This is a genomic window from Chitinophaga sp. 10T418 (assembly GCF_056394125.1).
This window is the reverse complement of sequence record NZ_JBFTHG010000010.1, coordinates 46,898-65,470: the sequence shown is the minus strand read 5'-3', so window position 1 is coordinate 65,470 and position 18,573 is coordinate 46,898. Positions and strand designations below refer to the sequence as shown.

The following is an 18,573-nucleotide window of genomic DNA, read 5'->3' as shown; positions in this document are numbered from 1 at the left end:
TCACTGCCATGAAAAAAATGCTATTACTGCTGGCGATCACCGGGTGTTTTGCCTGCAAGAAAGGGATGCAGGACTATCGCAATGCGAAACCTGTATCCGAAGTGGGCGTAAGTACTTATGATTTCCTCAAGGCACAGGGAACATTGTATGATACCCTGCTAAGGATCATAGACAGCGTACATCTTACAGAAATATTAAAAAATGATAAGGTCACTTTTTTTATACCACAGGATAACAGCATTGAAACGGCGATGCGCAATGTGAACTTTGCACGGATACGTTTGGGAGACCCCGGTAACTGGACCATGGACAGCATTCCGTTAAAGGTATGGGATAGTCTTTTACGCCGGTATATTCTGCAGGGCATTGTAGATGCTGATTCATTACGTTATGCAGATGGCGCCGATCTCGTATCGTTGTACAAACACGGCATGAACGGGAAGATGAGTCGCACCAATGCTTCCGGCGCTGTGGGAGGCGGTACGGAAGTGATACAGTTCAGTGATCGTAATGATTCCCGGTTCATCAAGGACTGGTCTACTGTTCTGACGCAAAACGTGGATATCAAAACGAAAAACGGGTTGATGCATATCCTGGAAAGCAGGCATGTTTTCGGGTTTACGTCTTTTGTTGGCAAGGCCTATCCTAAATCACTGGAGCCTATTCAGGGCCCTTACCTCGGCTACCCGATTGAAATACCGGGTATTGTAAATGCGGCCGACTATGACGAAGGCCCTAAAGAGGTGGCATTCCATTACAATAACGGTAATGGTAATCATGCTTATCGTCCGGATGCACCAGGCACAGAAAACTGTTCTGAAGGAGATAACCAGGTAAGCCCCGGTGGTGGCTACAACATAGGCTGGACGAGCGATGGCGACTGGGTAAGATATACCGTGAATATTAAAGAAGCGGGAAAATATAAAGTAGAACTAAGAATAGCCGGAAACGGTGGTGGTATTATTTATCTCTCGATAGATGGTGTAACCGTATCAAATGAAATTCCCATACAGGGAACAGGTGGCTGGCAAAACTGGCAGGGTGCATTTGGTACCGCAGATCTACCACAGGGCAAGCACCTGATGAAAGTGGTGATGAAGAAGGCCAACCTGAATCTGCACCGTGTTATTTTCACTAAAATAAATTAATCAGCCATGAACCCGCAAGTATATAAATATGCAATTATTGGCCTGCTGACAATGATGGCAACCAGCTGTTATAAAAGTTTGTTGCCGAAAGAAAAGGAACATTTCAGTAACAATGCCAGTTTCGATGGTGATCTCTACGCTGCAAATTTTGGCCGCACCAACGTGTTCTATGGCAAGTTTAATCCGGATTACTCCACTCAGCCGCTTACGTTTGAGCTACAGAATATTGCCGGCCCCAATGGCCAGCCTGTACCCGCATTAAGAGAAGAGATAGATACCTGGCAATGGAAGACCTATTATAGCGGCACAGAGAAAAGTGTGGAAGAAATTAATGCCAAGCGGATACAAGTGAAAAGACCGGTATTGGATATCAAGCCTAATTCCGGAGACCTGGTATTCTGGGCTACTGATACCTCTAAGTTGAAGCCAGGTACTTACACCTTCGACATTTTTGTGAAGAACAATGGCGGACAAAAAACTTTTCAGAAAAGAAAGTTGCAGCTTGCACGACCACGTCCTTATGAACCTTATGAATTCGATGATTTTACAGGGCTCCGCAAACCTCTGGACAAGGGTGGGGTGATTCATCCTACTGTGATTGGTGTACAGGACAAGCTGAATAATTTTATTACATCGGATAATGTCACGGTTTATTTCCGGAAAACAGGCACTGCAAAGAATTCACTCTCTATTAAGTTTTTTGATGCAGATTCCGCGGCGATCAGGCTACCCGCTTTTAATATTACCAAATGGGATAGTCTTGTTTACAGAAGCAATACCATCCAGCAAATGGTTCCTTTTGCATTTAACCGGAAAATGACGCAGGATAGTACCGTAGTTACCTGGGATATCACCAATCCTTTCCCGGTGCTGGCGGATGTAGGTATCAATGAACAAGCCGCTATTGGTTTTCTCTATGAAAGGGTTTCATATGGTCAGCGTACCCAGGCTGTACTGGGACTGACGTTCTCCATCTTTGAGGCAGGTAGCTGGGAGGTMATCTTTAAGTTTAAAGTGAATCCCAAGTTTGCCAATGATTAACCAGGTAACTGTATTCTGAAAACATTAAAATTTCCGTGCCATGAATAAACGGTACTCAATATTGCTGGTGATTTTTTTCCTGCTACTTACAGGAGCCAGCTATACGGTATATGCCCAGGAGGCAGTTACCATCAAAGGTAGGGTAACGGATGCCGCTTCGAAAGAGGGAATTCCGGGTGTTACTATCATTGATATAAAAAATAATAAAGGTTTGGGGGTAACAGATCCAACAGGGCAGTTTACGATTAAAGTAGAACCAGACAAAACCATTCAGTTCCGGTATATCGGTTATCGTTTTGAAACGATGAAGATCGGAAAAGCAACCGTATTGAATGTTACACTTTCACCGGAGAATAAATCCCTGAAAGAAGCCGTGGTAGTGGGCTATCAGAAGCGTACCAAAGAAACTGTTTCCGGTTCGGTAGCAGTAATTTCCGGTAAAGATCTGCAGGATGTACCAGTATCTAATATCCAGGAATTATTGCAGGGTAAAGTAGCGGGGTTAAATATTCAGAATAACTCAGGTGCACCGGGTTTTCGTGGTACCATGTCCGTTAGAGGTGTGTCTCAGCTGAATGTAAGTGGAAGTGGAGACCAGGCTTACCTGGCCAGCAATAACCCGCTATTGGTGATAGACAATGTGCCGGTAGATTTTGATGGAGGCATATCACAATCCATGTTACAGCCCGGAGCTGCTACCGGGCCACTGGCGCTGATTCCTCCGGAAGATGTACAGTCTATTGAAGTGATGAAAGATGCACAGGCGACCGCCTTGTATGGTTCCAGGGGAGCAAACGGTGTAATTGTAGTGACCACCAAACGCGGAAATTCACCTACGCCTATCATTGATGTCAACAGCAGCATCTTCGTTAATTTCCCGCCTAAGTTAAGGCCCACTATTGGTGGTAATGAAGAGAGGAGATACCGTATTAACTCTATCCTGGCTAACTCCAGGGATATACAGGAAGCGCGGGACCGGTTGTCTGACCTGGATGCACTGTTCCTGACAGATAGTTTGAACGCTTTCTTTAATAACTCCACTGACTGGCAGGGCTTATTTTATCAGACCACGATGAATACCAACAATAACGTGCAGGTAAGTGGTGGTAATATCAAGATGAACTACAAGGCCAACTTTGCCTACCAGATGAACCAGGGGGTATTAAAAAACACCGGTTTTAATAAGTACAGCCTGAATATGCAACTGAACATGCAGCCCAGTAAAAAGTTGCGTATTGGTGCGCAGTTATTCAGTGCGCTGGGACAAAAGCAACGTGGTAATGGCGGTGGTCTCACAGATAATGGTGCAGGTAGTTCTTTTACCACCTCGTTATTGCCCGGCCCTTCCAAGTTTGTGGGCAATCCTCAGCTGGATGGTTATGAGAACAATGTGGACGATAATAACACCGTTAACTTCAGGGGCTTTGTGGATATAGATTATGAAATTATCAACAACCTGCGGATTAACTCTACTACCTCATATGATTACTATACCGATACCAGGGATCAGTTTAAGATGTCGTTTTCCAACAATAATGCGACCCGCTTATATGGTTTTGTAGGCCGGCATGATGAGCTGAATACCCGCAATGGTGTGAACTATAGCTACAGCTCCAACAAAAAGGACCTGGAAAAAGGTAATAACATTTACGCCAGTGTTTTCAGCGAAATAAATATTAAATCAGATGATCAGCATGTGAGAGATGTGCGTAATGGGCCTAATGATTACTACTGGGGGCCCCGCGGTTATTCTCCCCGTTTTTATCCGGGTAACGTATGGAACAATGCCAATGAAGTGAATGTAAATGGTACACCGGTATCTTATGTGTATCATGCTGCTTCCTGGGCCGGTTTCCTGTCTTATAACTTCCGCACCAAATATAGTGTGGATCTGGCTTATCGCCTGGATGGAAGTTCTGCAGCGGGTATTAATAATCCCTATACCAAAAATCCTTCTGTTGGGTTTCGCTGGAATTTCAACAAGGAGAACCTGATGCGCCGGCTTAACTGGCTGGATTACGGATCTATCCGTACCACCTATGGTGTTAACAGCCGGCCTACTGCAACTATTCTTAATTCGCTGGGTGTGTATAAAAGTGTACCTGGTTATAACAACAGTAACTCTACGATACCGGAATTTGATGTGTTGGCGAATCCTTCCATGGAGCCGGAAAAATCATCACAATTCAACTTTGGGGTAGACCTGGGTTTATTTAAAGGTCGCATTGAAATCATTTACGACACTTATTACAAGAACAACTACAACCTTGTAAGGGATGCTTTTTTACCTAATTCTACCGGTTATAATAAGATGCAGGTAAATGGTGGCGCCATTGTAAACTACGGCCATGAGCTGTCTATTACCGGGCGTCCGATCGTGCATCTCAATCCAAAAGGTTTGCAGTGGACCGTCAGTATCAATGGTGCTTATAACAAAGGAGTACTCACCGAGTTGCCCGGTGGATCACAATTCTATCTGAATATCGATGATAGGAATTACCAGTCTATCGCATTGAAAGTGGGTAGAAATCCGCAGAGCAACTACTTATTCCAGACAGACGGTGTGTATAAAAATACTTCTGATGTACCGGTAGATCCTATCAGGGGCGTACGTTATAAAGCCAATGCAGGACCAGGTTCCCAGTTTTTTCAGGCGGGTGATCCTATCTGGAGAGATCTGAACGGAGATTATGCATTGAGCGATGCAGACTATATGATTATGGGTAATCCTGAACCTTCTATAACAGGTGGTTTCAACAATACCTTCAGCTACCGTAATTTATCATTGAGCGTATTTTGTACTTACCTGCTGAACCGCAGCATTTTGAACAATGCTATTGCCGCCAGGATCTACCGGTTACAATACCCGGATGCGCAATCTATTACCGGTGTAGCAGAAGGCCCGGTAAACCTGTATGATATCAGCCAGCTGAATTACTGGAAACGGCCTGGTGATGTGGCTTCCCGGCCGGCGATCGTAGGCTCTTTTGATCATGATCTGTTGGTAAGGCCCAACCGCCTGAATCAGAGTCTGGTGATGGAAGATGGTTCTTATTTTAAGATCAACCAGATTACGATGGCCTATCAGTTCCGCGACTTTGATTTCATGAAGCGGTTAAAGCTTCGTGTGTTGCGTGCATATTTTACCGCCTACAACGTAGCCATCTTCTCCAAATATTCTGGTCCTAATCCGGAAACAGTTACTTCACTGGGAAGGGATGATATCAATGGATATCCTGCTGCCAGTAGTTTCACATTTGGTATAGGCGCTCAATTTTAATCACGATTAAATTATTTTCAGATGAACAAATGGTATAAAATAGGAATCCTGATTTGTCTGCTGGCGGGCGCAGGTGCCTGTAAAAGATTTCTGGAAGTAAAGCCACTGGATACACTTTCCGGGAAAGATTTCTGGAAAACAAAGCAGGATGCAGAAAGTGCGATCAATGGTGCTTATGGTATTTTGTTGAATAAATTTACAAGCAGCGTCTTATATAATACAGGTGATTTCAGAGCAGGTAACTGGAACTGGTTTGGGAAAAGCAACCTGAGGGCGCTTGGCCAGAACCAGATGCTGAATACCGGAAATGGTGATGGCGCCGAAAATCCACGGAACTGGAAAGAATTTTACCAGGCGATCGCCCTGGCAAACCTGTGTATAGACAGGATTCCCGGCATCGAGGATCCTAACTTCGGCAGCAGGGATAAAAAAGCGCTTACTGCCGAAGCCAGGTTTATCCGTGCATTTACTTATTTCTACATCGTAAGGTTATACGGTGACGTTCCTTTACAGATAGATGCGTACAGTACGAAACTGTTACCCCGCGAAAAAATGCTGACGGTACTGGATTTTTGTTTAAAAGACCTGGAAGCGTGTAAAGAGGATTTGCCAATTGCCTATGATGATCCTACCAACAGGGCCGTGAGAGGCACCAAGGGCGGCGCGTTGGCTTTAATGGCGCATATCAATATGTGGGCAGCCGGATTTGATAAAGCGAATGAACATAAGTACTGGGAACAAACTGCTGCGTTGGGAAAGGAGATAATGGACCTGAATGTATATAAGTTGTTGCCTTATACCAAAGAAACCTTCCAGGCCATATTCAAAGGTCGTTCAGAAGAAGGCATTTTTGAACTGTCGCTGGATGCCAACTATGGTGGTAAGTTTCACTCGCTGATTTGCCAGTGGACCTTACACGAACCTTATATCCATGATAAAATCGGGGGCAGAAGCGAAATTACTCCGATGATCAGGCACCTGGACCGGATCTATCCCAGGGGAGAAACGGACAAAAGACTGGAGCTGTGGTTTTATAATGCTTACAACACTGACCAGACCCCGATGTTCCTGAAATTTTCGGCGATCACTGATCCTGAATCAAGAGACTACGATGCCAACCTCATTTTTTTCCGTTATGCAGATATCATTTTGCTGAGAGCAGAAGCATTGGCTTACCTGAATAAGCCAGCGGAATCAATCGAGATGTTGAACCTGGTGCGGGACAGAGCGGGGGCTAAATATTATACCGGTAGTGGTGGTAAAGCATTACAGGATGCGGTGTTTTTAGAAAGAGAAAAAGAAATGATGGGAGAAGGGCATTTATGGTATGACCTGATCCGCACCGGCAGAATTATGGATAAGAATGTGACAGAGAATTCGCTGACACAGCAGCAGATGGATATGGGTGCATGGACCTGGCCTATATCAAGTGATGCTGTAAAGAACAACCCACTGGTGACCAGAAACCAATATTGGATACAATAACTGTTAAAATATTTACTATGCGCAAGCTGTTGCCCTTAGCCGGCATCCTGTTGTTGGTAGGATTATTTATATCTGCCTGTAAAAAGGATTACTATATAGACGGAGGTTTGGCAGATCCTCATTATAACGGTACCATCTACGATTACCTGGTAAAGAATCCCTACCTGTTTGATACCGTTGCTTTAATAGTAGAGAAAGCAGGAATGAAAGATATGCTGCAAAATGATTCTGTTACTTTTTTTGCACCTACTGATCAGAGTATCGGAGATGCGCTGCGTGCCCTGAATGAACTCCGCTATCGGATGGTGGAAGATAGTGCACAGCTGTCTGATATTCCGGGAAGTGTATGGCGTGATTTTCTGCTGCGGTATATCATGAAAGGAAAACATACCGCCAACCAGTTTGCGCGGGTGGATCCTGCTAACTGGTACGCCTATCCGGGAATTAATTATGTAATGGCCGGTGGTTATATACTGAACATCGGGTTGCAGTATCAGAATTATAACGGGGTAGAAGCAGTAGGCGCACGTATCCTGCTGCTGACGGATATAACCTTTGATCCTGTCACCTTCCGGAATAATCCGTATGTAAATGTTGCTTCCTCGGATATTCAACCCACCAATGGCGTAATACATGCCCTGAATATCAGGCATACATTTGGTTTCCGGGGTGACTTTGTAAGAACGGCAGAACAGGTGTTGCAGAATCAATAATCTATTAACGCATTCTCTATGAAAAGATATATTTATTTAATAGCACTCCTGGCTGGTTTGGGCGCCTGTAAAAAGGAAGCTGTGAATACTAACGGGAAAAATCCTTACCAGGAAACGGTTTTGCCTGCCATTTATATTAACAAGGATGGTATCAATCCTGTCAAGGGGCATGTAGGAGATGAAGTAGTGATMGCTGGTAAAGGGTTTGAAAAGAATAAGGATAAATTATCCATTCTTTTTAATGGGGTAAAAGCTAACATCATATCACTAACGGATACGACTGTACGTGTAAAAGTGCCTGCACAGGCAGCTACTGGAAATGTAGCGGCGCAGGTAGAGCAGCAATACTTTTTTGGTCCGTTTTTCCGTGTGCAGGGAGTATTCGAAATGGATACACTCTATCCGAGCGGAGTAGGTGCAAACGATGTTATTGCCGATATGATCCCGGTGGAAAACGGGAAGTACCTGATTGTAGGGAATTTTACAGATTACGGCGGTAGTGGTAAACCAGGAGGGCTGAACCGGGTGGCCAGGATGAATCATGACGGCACCGTGGATGGAAGTTTTGGCCCGGACAATAAAAATGGTACCAATACCCTGGTGCGCACAGCAGTAATGCTGCCGGGAACAGCTAACAAATACCTGGTAGCGGGATCCTTCAACAATTATGAAGGAGTAGGTTATGTTAACAGCATTGCTCTGCTGAATAATAACGGATCGCTGGCAGCAAACAGGATAGCATTGCCTTCCGGAAAGGATCTCGCAGTATCTATACTCAAAGGTGGTATTTCCGGATCGGTAGATAATATGCATGTACAGGCAGATGGAAATATCCTGCTGACAGGAGGTTTTCGTTTTTATGTGCAACCCAATTTTATGCTGACCAGTTCATTAGGGCTGGATTCTGTTCACCTGGATTCGATACAGATCAATTGCCTGGTACGTTTAACGCCGGATGGTGGTATTGACAGTACCTACAATTATGATCTGGTGAAACATATGGGCAATGAAGGTCCGAATGGATTTATCAATAAATCTATCCTGTTGCCGGATGGCAAGCTGCTGATAGCCGGCACCTTCACTAAATACAACGGGCAGCCGGTAAATCGTATAGCACGACTAAATACAGATGGTTCACTGGACCCTTCTTTTATTGTTGGCGCTGGTGCAGACCGGGGCATTGATAACATGGAACGGCAGGCAGATGGGAAGATCCTGCTGACAGGCAGCTTTAATAACTATGGTGGCATTCCTGTGCCACATTTAGCCCGTATTAATGAGAACGGAGTAGTAGACCCTACTTTTAATGTAGGGAAAGGCACCAACGGGTTTATTTACAATATTAGTTTCATGCCGGGTGGACAGATTATTCTCAGCGGTATCTTCAATAAGTTTGGCGACCTGGAACGAAACAATGTCATTGTGCTGAACGCAGATGGCTCTATTCATCCTACTTTCAACAGCAATGGAGGTATTACCCTCAGTCCCAGCGCCAACAGCGGAGGCATTCTGAAAATAGTACAGCAGGCAGGAGAAAAATCTATGCTGGTAGCAGGAAGTTTTACCCGGTACGATTACCGGGTAGCCAACCGGATTGTACGGATTACTTACCCTTAATCCCTGAAAGCAGCGTACCTTTAGATGGCTAAAGTATATGCATGTCAGTTTTCCCGGAGATTATAAAGAGTATTTCGTCACAACACCAGCAACATAAAAATCTGAATCTTTTTTATGGCGGAAAAAGCGCTGCACTGGCGTGGACGCCTTATACCAAATACCTGCTGGCAACTTATCCGAAGGAAATTTTACAATTAAATACGGATGGGTTGACAGCAGGCTTGGTTAATTATCTCACGGAACAGGCTCAGCTGGCCTTTTGCGCGGTAAACCAGTATATGAACGTTTCCGGTGCCGCCGGTGAATCATTAAAAGCTGTATACCGGGCATTACTGGATGATATTATCCGTATCCTTAAAAGCAAACGCACCGATTTCGGAGGACTGGAAGAACTGCACGGGGAGCGCTTAACACAATGGCTGTTACAAACGAATCCATTTGTGCGGGAATTAAACGGGGTGAATCAGCAACACGTACAGGGGGTTGTTTGCGCGGAATACTCTCCTGCTATGCAACTATCCGTATTGTGTCTGGATCCGGCCACTATGAAGGGGCCGGTATTGGATATAGGATGTGGACAACATGCTTACCTGGTGCGGCATTTACAAGAGCAAGGCATTGCAGCTACCGGCATAGACCGGTTTATTGACCATACAGAAGATTACCTTGTAGCCACCGACTGGCTGGAATATCCGCTGGAAACGGGATACTGGGGCACTATTATTTCCAATCTTTCTTTCTCCAATCATTTTCTGCATCATCATCAGCGTAGCAACAGTGAATATCTGCGGTATGCCCGCAAGTATATGGATATCCTGGCGGCGCTCCAACCCGGCGGTAGTTATCACTATGCCCCCCAATTACCGATGATTGAGGCTTATCTGCCGGCAGACAAATACTTCATTGAACATTACAGCGTAGGAGATCACTTTAAGAATACGGTGATTACCAAAAGATAGTTATACGTACCTTCACCGCTATGGCATACGATCCAGGACAAATCGAAAAGGTGATTGCACAAACACAAAACTGGATCAGGGAACTGGTGATAGGTTGCAATTTCTGTCCGTTTGCAGGCAGAGAAGTAAAGCGTAACAGCATACGTTACGAAGTGAGTGAAGGCATTACGCTAAGCGCCGCCAGGGCCGATTTCCTGGAAGAATGCCTGCTGCTGGACAAAGATCGCGACATAGCCACTACTTTACTGATTTTACCGGATGCCTTCCCGGTATTCCGCGATTACCTGGAGCTGGTAACGGCTGCTGAAAAGCTGATCCGCCAAAAGAAGTACGAGGGAACTTACCAGGTAGCCGGATTTCATCCGCTTTACCAGTTTGCCGGCACTACTCCACAGGATGCCGCTAATTATACAAACCGCTCTATTTACCCCATGCTGCATATTTTGCGGGAAGAAGATATCGAAAAGGCGTTGTTGCATTATCCTCATCCGGAGCAGATCCCGGAGCGTAACGTCAACTTTGCCCGTGAAAAAGGTACCGCCTATATGAAAATGCTCAGAGATAGTTGTTTTTAGGCGCCTGGTGTTATCGTAGAATTTCTGGCTATTAAAGAAGATGGAATCACCTGTTGTTGTTCCTGCAATGGAAAGCTACTGCTTTTCAGCGCCTTGAATAGTAAGGCAGCCGCGGCTTTGCCCATATCAAATGCTGGCTGGGATATGGTGGTGAGGGAGGGGTTCAGGAATCTGGCGGTGGTGAGGTTTGAGAATCCTATGACCTGCAGGTCCTGGGGTATACGCAGCTGCAATGCTTCACATACCTCGTAAACGGCGGTCGCCAGTTTTTCGGTAGTAGCTATTATACCGTCATAATGTTGTTCCCGGAACACCTTTTTAAGGAGTTGATGAGTGGTGATGGGGTCGTTGGAACAGTAGGTGATAGCGGCACTGTTCAGCGGAAGCTGATGGTCGGCCAGTGCCTGTTGAAAGCCTTCTGCGCGTCTGTTGCTGATAGAAAGATGCCTGGAGGCAGATAAGAGGCCAATATGACGACATCCGCCTGCTATAAGGTGTGTGGTGGCTTTATAGGCCGCAATGGCATCGTCTGTGGTGATTTTGGCTGCAGTTACCGCTTCACATACCCGGTCAAAGAAAACGATGGGTATTTCCTTTACCAGTTGTTCGAGTCCATGTTGGGCGGCGGCTGTTTCGGTGGTCACGGAAATCAGCACGCCATCTACCCGCCCGCTCTGAAAGTCTTTCAAAATAGCCTGTTCTTTCCCGAAGTTTTCATGCGTGAGGTAAATCAGCACATGGTATCCTTTTTCCTGGGCAACCGATTCAATACCGTTAATCGCTTCTGCAAAAAAGCTGTCGGCTACTTCCGGAATCACCACCGCGATGGTATTGCTGGCTTTTTTTCTCAGGCTGCTGGCATAAGGATTAGGCACGTAATTGAGCTCAGATGCCAGTGCCAGCACCCGCTGCTTGGTTTCTTCGCTGATTTCATGACTGTTACTCAACGCTTTCGAGATAGTAGCAGTGGATAACTGCAACCTTTCCGCAAGCATCCTGATCGTGACGTTTTCCATATGATAGCCTATGTTACTTAATCGGTTAAGTAAATAAAGTTATTCTATTATGCGGAAGATTTTTAAAAAGATCGCATATTTAGAGCAGGATATATTCTTCTTTTCCACGAACTTTTTAAAAATCTGATATTATGGATAACGTTAACGGACAACCTAATCCTGCACCGCTTCAATCGCTGGATCAATGGGAAGATGATTTACTTGAGCGCTATCCGGATCCTGCCAATATTAATAAGGAAAAAAGCACCGCTGAATTCCGTAATTATGATGCGCCACCGAGGGATACCGTACGTGAATTTTACCGGTTGAATCATACCTACCAGTCTTATGCATTTGTAAAGCAGAAAGAACAGGAATTTCTTTCTTTCAATAAAAGAGAAATGTCTGTATGGGATGCATTTGATTTCCTGAATCAGTTGGTAGATGACTCCGATCCTGATACAGACCTGGATCAGTTCCAGCATTTGCTGCAAACCTCTGAAGCAATTCGTGCAGATGGTCACCCGGACTGGATGGTATTAACAGGTTTGTTTCACGACATGGGCAAAGTATTGTGCCTGTTTGGAGAGCCGCAATGGGCAGTGGTAGGAGATACCTTCCCGGTAGGCTGCGCATTTTCCGACAAGATCGTTTTTCCTGAATTCTTCAAAAATAATCCGGATATCAACAACCCCGATTATAACACCAAATACGGAGTATACGAACCTAACTGCGGTTTGCGTAATGTACACCTGAGCTGGGGCCATGATGAATATGTTTATCAGATGATGAAGGATCATTTACCGGAACCAGCCTTGTATATGCTGCGTTACCATTCCTTCTATCCACAGCACAGGGAGCATGCCTACGGCCATTTAATGGATGCACATGATGTGGAAATGTTTAAATGGGTAGACCTGTTCAATCCATATGATCTGTATTCCAAGAGCCCTGTTCCACCGGATTGGAAGGTATTGAAGCCTTATTACGAAGATCTGGTAGCTAAATATTTACCCACTACTTTAAAGTTCTAACCGGAGAACAAGGCAGGCAGAGGATTATCGGGGATGGGTGCAGGCGTTTAAATCACATGACATCCATCCAGGTAATCCTCTTTGATTTTTTTCCGCCCGGGAAAGTGATTATATTCCATCCAGGTATTTTATATCCACGTCAATAAACAACTGCTGATCAACCCGATCCACTTATGAGTAATCAACTTGTCTTAAAAGACTACCTGGTATTTGCATTGTATTTTGTGATTGTTGCGTCGTATGGTTATTGGATTTATAAAAGAAAGAAAAAGGGAGTCGTAAGCGCCTCCAAGAATTTTTTTCTGGCAGAAGGTTCTCTCACCTGGTGGGCTATTGGTGCTTCCATCATTGCGTCTAATATTTCAGCGGAGCAGTTTATAGGAATGAGTGGTGATGGCTTTTTTGTAGGCATTGCAGTATCTGTATATGAATGGGTAGGTGCCGCCGCCCTGATCATAGTAGCAGTGTTCCTGATGCCGGTGTATATCAAAAACAAGATCTACACCATGCCGCAGTTTCTGAAAACGCGGTATAATGAAACAGTGGCGTTAATCATGTCCATCTTCTGGTTGTTTTTGTACGTATTTGTAAACTTAACTTCTATCCTTTACCTGGGTGCACTGGCTATCAACGGACTGCTGGGTGGTGCTTACTTTCATGAGGTGATGGTGGCATTGGCTATCTTCTCCGTTATTATTACCCTGGGCGGTATGAAAGTAATTGGTTATACCGATGTAATACAGGTAGGGGTGTTGATAATAGGAGGACTGGCCACCACTTACATGGCATTAACGGTAGTCAGTGAAAAGTTCGGTATGGGAAAAGATGTGCTGGCCGGATTTAATATCCTGATGCAGGAAGCACCTGATCATTTTCACATGATGTTAAAGAAGCCTGCAGCAGCAGCGCCGCAGGATTATGTCAATAAATACCTGATATTGCCCGGATTTGGAATGTATATCGCGGGGCAATGGATCAGCAACCTGAATTACTGGGGTTGTAATCAGTATATCACACAACGTGCGCTGGGTGCAGATCTGCAAACTGCCCGCACGGGTATTTTATTTGCCGGTCTGCTCAAAATACTGATGCCGGTGATTGTAATGTTGCCGGGAGTAGTGGCTTATGTGTTGTATCAGCATGGACATTTGCCGCAACTGGAAGGCGGACATAAGGACGGTGCCTATGCTGCTATCCTTACCTTGCTGCCCGCGGGGCTGAAAGGATTGGCGATTGCCGCATTAACGGCGGCCATTGTAGCATCGCTGGCGGGAAAGTCCAATAGTATTTCCACTATTTTTACGTTAGATGTTTACAAGAAATATATCAATACACAGGCGGATGAAAAGCAACTGGTGTGGATCGGAAGACTTACCATTGTAGCTGCGATTATTATTGGGGTGATATTTACCTGGAATGATCTGCTGGATATAGGAGGTGCAGGTGGTTATACTTTTGTGCAGAAGTATTCCAGTTTTATCAGTCCTGGCGTATTTGCCACTTTTATTTTGGGGATGTTCTGGAAAAGAACCAGTGGTACAGCTGCGATTGCAGGTATCATTACGGGTTTCGCGGCTTCGCTGTTTTTTAACCAGGTGGCGGTACGGATATTTGGTCCGGAAACCATTCTCTACACTGCTTTCCACAATGCAAAGGGAGAGTATGAAATTCCTTTCTTTATCAGTCTGGGTTGGTCTTTCCTGACTACTGTGCTGGTGATGGTGGGGATTAGCCTGGCAGGGCCCAAAGTGAGTGCCAAAGCGTTTGCGCTGGATTATGAAATGTTTAAACTGAAACCGTCTTCCGTGATATTAATTGTAACAATTTTGTTGTTGTTGTCCGTTATTTATGTGAAGTTCTGGTAAAGATTTTTATATACTCACTGTCTACTTGTTATTATAGCTGTTGCACTTTTTGCAGCAGCTATTTTTTTTGACAGGTGGGAGTATAAAAACCGCCCCCAACATGCATATTAATTTGCATGTTGGGAGCGGTTTTATTTATACTGTACTTACAACCTGACTACAATCTTTCCCTGTGTTTTTCCGGTAGCCACCTGTTCATGTGCCAGTCCGATTTCTTCGAAAGAGAAAGTATGGGAGATATCGGAGTGCAGGGCGCCCTGTTCCAGCAGTGTAGCTATTGACCTGGTGCCTTCGCCGTCAGATACTACGCTCAGCCGGTGTGTATAAACATTTTTGGCAGCGGCTTTTTCCTGCAGGTCATCGAGAGGCATCAGGAGACTAATAAGACGACCACCTTCTTTGAGGGCGGCGAGGGAACGCTCCAGATGTCCGGGGATGCCCAGGGAGTCGATGACTATATCTGCATCTGCGACTACCTCTTCGAAGTTTTGTTGGGCATAGTCTATGTGTTCATCCGCGCCGAAGCCGAGTACTGCGTCCTTTTTGGCGGCAGAGGAAGTGCCGATGACGTAGGCGCCAAAGTGTTTAGCTATCTGTACGGCATAGTGACCAACACCACCGGCGGCAGCATGAATCAGTACTTTATCACCTTTCTTTATTTTGGCATAATTCACCAATGCCTGCCAGGCGGTGAGCGCCGCCAGGGAAGCCGCTGCCGCTTCTTCATAGGAGGTATTGGTGGGCTTCAGGGCGATATGGCTGGCGGGAGCGGCCACATATTCCGCATAGGCTTTGCCATGCCCGGCGAAGTTGACCATACCGAATACCTCATCTCCTGTTTTGAAGCCGGTGACGTCTTTACCGGTGGCTACTACTTCACCGGAGATGTCCCATCCAAGAATAATATCTTCCCCTTCGTTGGGTTTTACAAAGACCGGCACTGCCCAATCATTGGCCCTTGCGAAACTATCTATCGGGTTAATGCCAATCGCCTTATTGCGTACCAGCACTTCATTGTCTTTTATTGCGGGAACCGGAATGTCTTTAATAACCAGGTTTTCCACGCCGCCATTCTGTTGTAATACGATTGCTTTCATATCTAAAAAATTTGTTTTTGTGATTTGATGAGTCAAAATTCCAATAAATTTGCACATATCCCCTTGTACAAACAGGGGTTCATTTTGTACATTATCAGGTTATGGAAGTAGTAAACCTTTTTAAGCCGTTTGACATCCAGTATTGCGAGGACGATATCTGCCCTATGGGGCAACACCGGAACAATTTCTTTGAGCTGGTATATATCCTGAAGGGGACGGGTATCCTGCATAACAACCAGCACACCTTTGAGTATGAGCCGGAAAACCTTTTCCTGCTGATGCCCCAGGATACCCAATATACCCGGATAAAGGACAGGACCGCTTTTGTGTTTATCCGTTTTAACGGCATTTACCTGGAAGCACAGCGCACAGATAACAGCCATAGCAACCTGGGCGACTGGGCCAAGAAACTGGAGTATATCTTTCTGAATAATCATCATTTTCCGGGCTGTATTTTGCGTAATACAGATGATAAGCCGATAGTGAGGGCGCTGGTGAATGCGTTGATCCTGGAGTATCCTAAAGAGCAATCCCTGCGTAATGAGGTGGTGCAGCAGCTGGTCAATACCATTATTACCATCGTAGCCCGTAATGTATCGCTGGTGCAACCGGAAAAACCGGTGGTGAACAGTGACGTTTCCAACGAAATCCTCAGTTACATACACCAGAATATATACTATCCGGAAAAGTTACGGTCAGAGAAACTGGCCGCGAAGTTTAACATCTCACAAAATTATATCAGTGAATATGTGAAGAAGGTAACCGGTGAAAGCATACAGCGCTACGTGACCAATTACAAGCTGAAGCTGGTGGAAACACGTTTACAATACAGTGATATGCGGATGAGTGAAATAGTGGAGGAGCTGGGCTTTACAGACGAAAGTCATTTAAACAGGACGTTTAAAAAATATACAGGTTATAATCCTACTGATTTCCGGAAAAAGATGTGGGCAGAACAGAATTATCAGCCGGGTATGAGTGGCTGATAATTCTGTGTTTTTTTTACATAGTCAGCAATACCGCCACATAGTGACAAATGGCTGCTGCCAGTACCAGGAAATGCCAGATAGCATGCGTATAGGTGTATTTATCCCAGATATAGAAAATAACACCTATTGTATACAAGCCTCCGCCAATAGCCAGCATGATCATTACCGGGAGGGGGATACTCTCAAAAAAACGACGGCCTCCGGCCACCATAATCCAGCCCATGGCCAGATAGATGATGGTAGACACAATATCATATTTCCCCGTAAACCATATTTTGAAGAGTACACCAAAGAGTGTAAGTCCCCATAACACCGATAAGAGGGTAATTCCCAAGGCATTATTCATGTATACCAGGAGAAAAGGGGTGTAGGTGCCTGCAATTAAAAAGTAAATACTGATATGGTCAAATACAAGGAACAGCTTTTTAATAGCTACTTCCTGTGATAGATGATAGATGGTGGAATTGGTAAAAAGTAATATAAAGCAGAAGGTGTAGATACAGGCGCCTACTATGCCGGGCGTATTATTATGCGTAGCTGCAATACCTGCCAGCATCGGTAGCGCACTCACCCCAAATATAATGCCCAGCCCATGTATCAGACCATTTACGACTTCCTGTTTGCGGGTATATCCATTTTCATTCTTACTGACTGGCATTCGTCCAAATTTTCTTCTGTTAAGTCTTGCTGTGATGCGTTCAAGTCCACACATTCACTGTCATTACAAAAGTAGGACAATATTCCGCAACGGGTAGATCGAGTTTATCTATCCCGTTATATAATCCATTTCAGGTACGGTTTTTGTCTTTTGAGTTTTTAATATTGTCATGAAGAGAGATGCTATATGTTGATCGCCAATACAGGAGCTAATCAATTATTACATATAATTTTTCAATTATATAATCTGTTACTACCTTTGTAAGCTCAATTATCAATATTAACCGAAAACTGTTATTCAATTTTTAATCATGAAAAACCATTTCTTTGCCACGTTCATGCTGGTGTCAGCATCGTTGCTATTTCTAAATGCTTGCAGCAAAAATGACTCTTCCAGTGGAGTCAATTCCAGACTGAGTGTATACCTGACAGATGCGCCTGCTCCTTATGATGCAGTGTATATTGATATCAGAGACATCCAGGTAAATGCCTCCGCAGATGCTGCAACGGGCTCGGGTTGGCAATCTCTTCCCATACTGCGTCCAGGTGTATATAATCTCCTGAGTTTCAGGAATGGATTAGATACCTTACTTGCATCAAAAGAAATACCTGCTGGTAAAATTTCCCAGATCAGATTAATATTGGGTGCGAACAACAGTGTAGTGATAAAAGGCGTGGCTTATCCACTGGAAACGCCATCAGCGCAGCAGTCTGGTTTAAAACTGAATATACATGCTGACCTGGTAGCTGACATCGAATATCGTTTGTGGTTGGATTTTGACGCCAGCCGCTCTATTGTTACTACCGGTAGTAACAAGTACATCCTGAAGCCGGTGATCCGCACCTATACTGCGGCTACAAGCGGAACCATTAAAGGAATCGCATTGCCGCTGCTGCATGTGAGAGGAGTATTTGTTATACAGAATACTGATACGGTTGCAGCTGCAATACCTGATGTATTAACCGGTGCATACGTTATAGCCGGTTTGAATACGGGCACTTATAATGTTGCTATTGCAGGTGACGGCATTTTAAAAGATACAACTGTTGCTGCTGTATCGGTTAAGACAGGAGAAGTATCCAATGTGGGTACTATTACATTGAAGTAATAAGTAGTT

Annotated in this window: 15 protein-coding genes; 12 read left to right on the top strand and 3 right to left on the bottom strand. The window is 44.8% G+C overall.

Going from position 1 to position 18,573, the window contains the following annotated elements:
- Positions 1-8: 8 nt before the first annotated feature.
- The 8 genes from AC1DCV_RS25695 to AC1DCV_RS25660 are packed head-to-tail and all read left to right on the top strand — an operon-like array spanning position 9 to position 10,818.
- Entirely contained in the window at positions 9-1,148 is a 1,140-nt protein-coding gene (locus AC1DCV_RS25695; protein WP_477025858.1) for a carbohydrate-binding protein, read from the top strand.
- Between the two features lie 6 nt (positions 1,149-1,154).
- On the top strand, positions 1,155-2,189 hold the full coding sequence (locus AC1DCV_RS25690; RefSeq protein WP_477025857.1) for a DUF5007 domain-containing protein: 1,035 nt from the start codon (positions 1,155-1,157) through the stop codon (positions 2,187-2,189).
- 40 nt (positions 2,190-2,229) lie between these two features.
- The gene (locus AC1DCV_RS25685; protein WP_477025856.1) at positions 2,230-5,469 is read left to right on the top strand and encodes a SusC/RagA family TonB-linked outer membrane protein; all 3,240 of its coding nucleotides are present in this window, start codon (positions 2,230-2,232) and stop codon (positions 5,467-5,469) included.
- Between the two features lie 21 nt (positions 5,470-5,490).
- A complete protein-coding gene (locus AC1DCV_RS25680; RefSeq protein ID WP_477025855.1) occupies positions 5,491-6,954 on the top strand; it encodes a RagB/SusD family nutrient uptake outer membrane protein in 1,464 nt (487 codons plus the stop codon).
- Positions 6,955-6,971: 17 nt separating this feature from the next.
- Positions 6,972-7,667 (top strand): fasciclin domain-containing protein, encoded by a 696-nt coding sequence (locus tag AC1DCV_RS25675; RefSeq protein ID WP_477025854.1) that lies wholly within the window; start codon positions 6,972-6,974, stop codon positions 7,665-7,667.
- 18 nt (positions 7,668-7,685) lie between these two features.
- Entirely contained in the window at positions 7,686-9,284 is a 1,599-nt protein-coding gene (locus AC1DCV_RS25670; protein ID WP_477025853.1) for an IPT/TIG domain-containing protein, read from the top strand.
- A gap of 41 nt (positions 9,285-9,325) precedes the next feature.
- Positions 9,326-10,243 (top strand): class I SAM-dependent methyltransferase, encoded by a 918-nt coding sequence (locus AC1DCV_RS25665; RefSeq protein ID WP_477025852.1) that lies wholly within the window; start codon positions 9,326-9,328, stop codon positions 10,241-10,243.
- 20 nt (positions 10,244-10,263) lie between these two features.
- Positions 10,264-10,818, top strand: a complete 555-nt coding sequence (locus AC1DCV_RS25660) for a DUF1415 domain-containing protein (protein ID WP_477025851.1) — start codon at positions 10,264-10,266, stop codon at positions 10,816-10,818.
- On the opposite strand, the gene AC1DCV_RS25655 is transcribed toward AC1DCV_RS25660, so the two are convergent.
- Positions 10,815-11,834: a LacI family DNA-binding transcriptional regulator gene (locus AC1DCV_RS25655; RefSeq protein ID WP_477025850.1), complete on the bottom strand. Its 1,020-nt coding sequence runs from the start codon at positions 11,832-11,834 to the stop codon at positions 10,815-10,817. The genes AC1DCV_RS25660 and AC1DCV_RS25655 overlap by 4 nt on opposite strands.
- A 131-nt stretch (positions 11,835-11,965) precedes the next feature.
- Between AC1DCV_RS25655 and AC1DCV_RS25650 the strand changes: the two genes are divergently transcribed.
- Together AC1DCV_RS25650 and AC1DCV_RS25645 are read left to right on the top strand one after the other, a co-directional pair.
- On the top strand, positions 11,966-12,847 hold the full coding sequence (locus AC1DCV_RS25650) for an inositol oxygenase family protein (protein WP_477025849.1): 882 nt from the start codon (positions 11,966-11,968) through the stop codon (positions 12,845-12,847).
- 173 nt (positions 12,848-13,020) lie between these two features.
- Positions 13,021-14,712, top strand: coding sequence for a sodium:solute symporter family transporter (locus tag AC1DCV_RS25645; RefSeq protein WP_477025848.1), 1,692 nt, complete (start codon positions 13,021-13,023; stop codon positions 14,710-14,712).
- A 146-nt stretch (positions 14,713-14,858) separates the two neighbouring features.
- Here the strand turns inward: AC1DCV_RS25645 and AC1DCV_RS25640 are convergent, their stop codons facing one another.
- A complete protein-coding gene (locus tag AC1DCV_RS25640; RefSeq protein ID WP_477025847.1) occupies positions 14,859-15,809 on the bottom strand; it encodes an NADP-dependent oxidoreductase in 951 nt (316 codons plus the stop codon).
- 101 nt (positions 15,810-15,910) lie between these two features.
- Between AC1DCV_RS25640 and AC1DCV_RS25635 the strand changes: the two genes are divergently transcribed.
- The gene (locus AC1DCV_RS25635) at positions 15,911-16,795 is read left to right on the top strand and encodes an AraC family transcriptional regulator (protein WP_477025846.1); all 885 of its coding nucleotides are present in this window, start codon (positions 15,911-15,913) and stop codon (positions 16,793-16,795) included.
- A 16-nt stretch (positions 16,796-16,811) separates the two neighbouring features.
- On the opposite strand, the gene trhA is transcribed toward AC1DCV_RS25635, so the two are convergent.
- Positions 16,812-17,456, bottom strand: coding sequence for a PAQR family membrane homeostasis protein TrhA (gene trhA, locus AC1DCV_RS25630; protein ID WP_441574548.1), 645 nt, complete (start codon positions 17,454-17,456; stop codon positions 16,812-16,814).
- Positions 17,457-17,766: 310 nt separating this feature from the next.
- Here trhA and AC1DCV_RS25625 point away from each other — a divergent pair, with 310 nt between their 5' ends.
- Entirely contained in the window at positions 17,767-18,564 is a 798-nt protein-coding gene (locus AC1DCV_RS25625; RefSeq protein ID WP_477025845.1) for a DUF4382 domain-containing protein, read from the top strand.
- Positions 18,565-18,573 lie beyond the last annotated feature (9 nt).

Coding starts and splice junctions, on each gene's coding strand:
- AC1DCV_RS25680 (WP_477025855.1), top strand. CDS start 5,491: ATGAACAAATGGTATAAAATAGGAATCCTGATTTGTCTGCTGGCGGGC.
- AC1DCV_RS25640 (WP_477025847.1), bottom strand. CDS start 15,809: ATGAAAGCAATCGTATTACAACAGAATGGCGGCGTGGAAAACCTGGTT.
- AC1DCV_RS25650 (WP_477025849.1), top strand. CDS start 11,966: ATGGATAACGTTAACGGACAACCTAATCCTGCACCGCTTCAATCGCTG.
- AC1DCV_RS25665 (WP_477025852.1), top strand. CDS start 9,326: ATGTCAGTTTTCCCGGAGATTATAAAGAGTATTTCGTCACAACACCAG.
- AC1DCV_RS25645 (WP_477025848.1), top strand. CDS start 13,021: ATGAGTAATCAACTTGTCTTAAAAGACTACCTGGTATTTGCATTGTAT.
- AC1DCV_RS25685 (WP_477025856.1), top strand. CDS start 2,230: ATGAATAAACGGTACTCAATATTGCTGGTGATTTTTTTCCTGCTACTT.
- AC1DCV_RS25635 (WP_477025846.1), top strand. CDS start 15,911: ATGGAAGTAGTAAACCTTTTTAAGCCGTTTGACATCCAGTATTGCGAG.
- trhA (WP_441574548.1), bottom strand. CDS start 17,456: ATGCCAGTCAGTAAGAATGAAAATGGATATACCCGCAAACAGGAAGTC.
- AC1DCV_RS25695 (WP_477025858.1), top strand. CDS start 9: ATGAAAAAAATGCTATTACTGCTGGCGATCACCGGGTGTTTTGCCTGC.
- AC1DCV_RS25655 (WP_477025850.1), bottom strand. CDS start 11,834: ATGGAAAACGTCACGATCAGGATGCTTGCGGAAAGGTTGCAGTTATCC.
- AC1DCV_RS25675 (WP_477025854.1), top strand. CDS start 6,972: ATGCGCAAGCTGTTGCCCTTAGCCGGCATCCTGTTGTTGGTAGGATTA.
- AC1DCV_RS25625 (WP_477025845.1), top strand. CDS start 17,767: ATGAAAAACCATTTCTTTGCCACGTTCATGCTGGTGTCAGCATCGTTG.
- AC1DCV_RS25660 (WP_477025851.1), top strand. CDS start 10,264: ATGGCATACGATCCAGGACAAATCGAAAAGGTGATTGCACAAACACAA.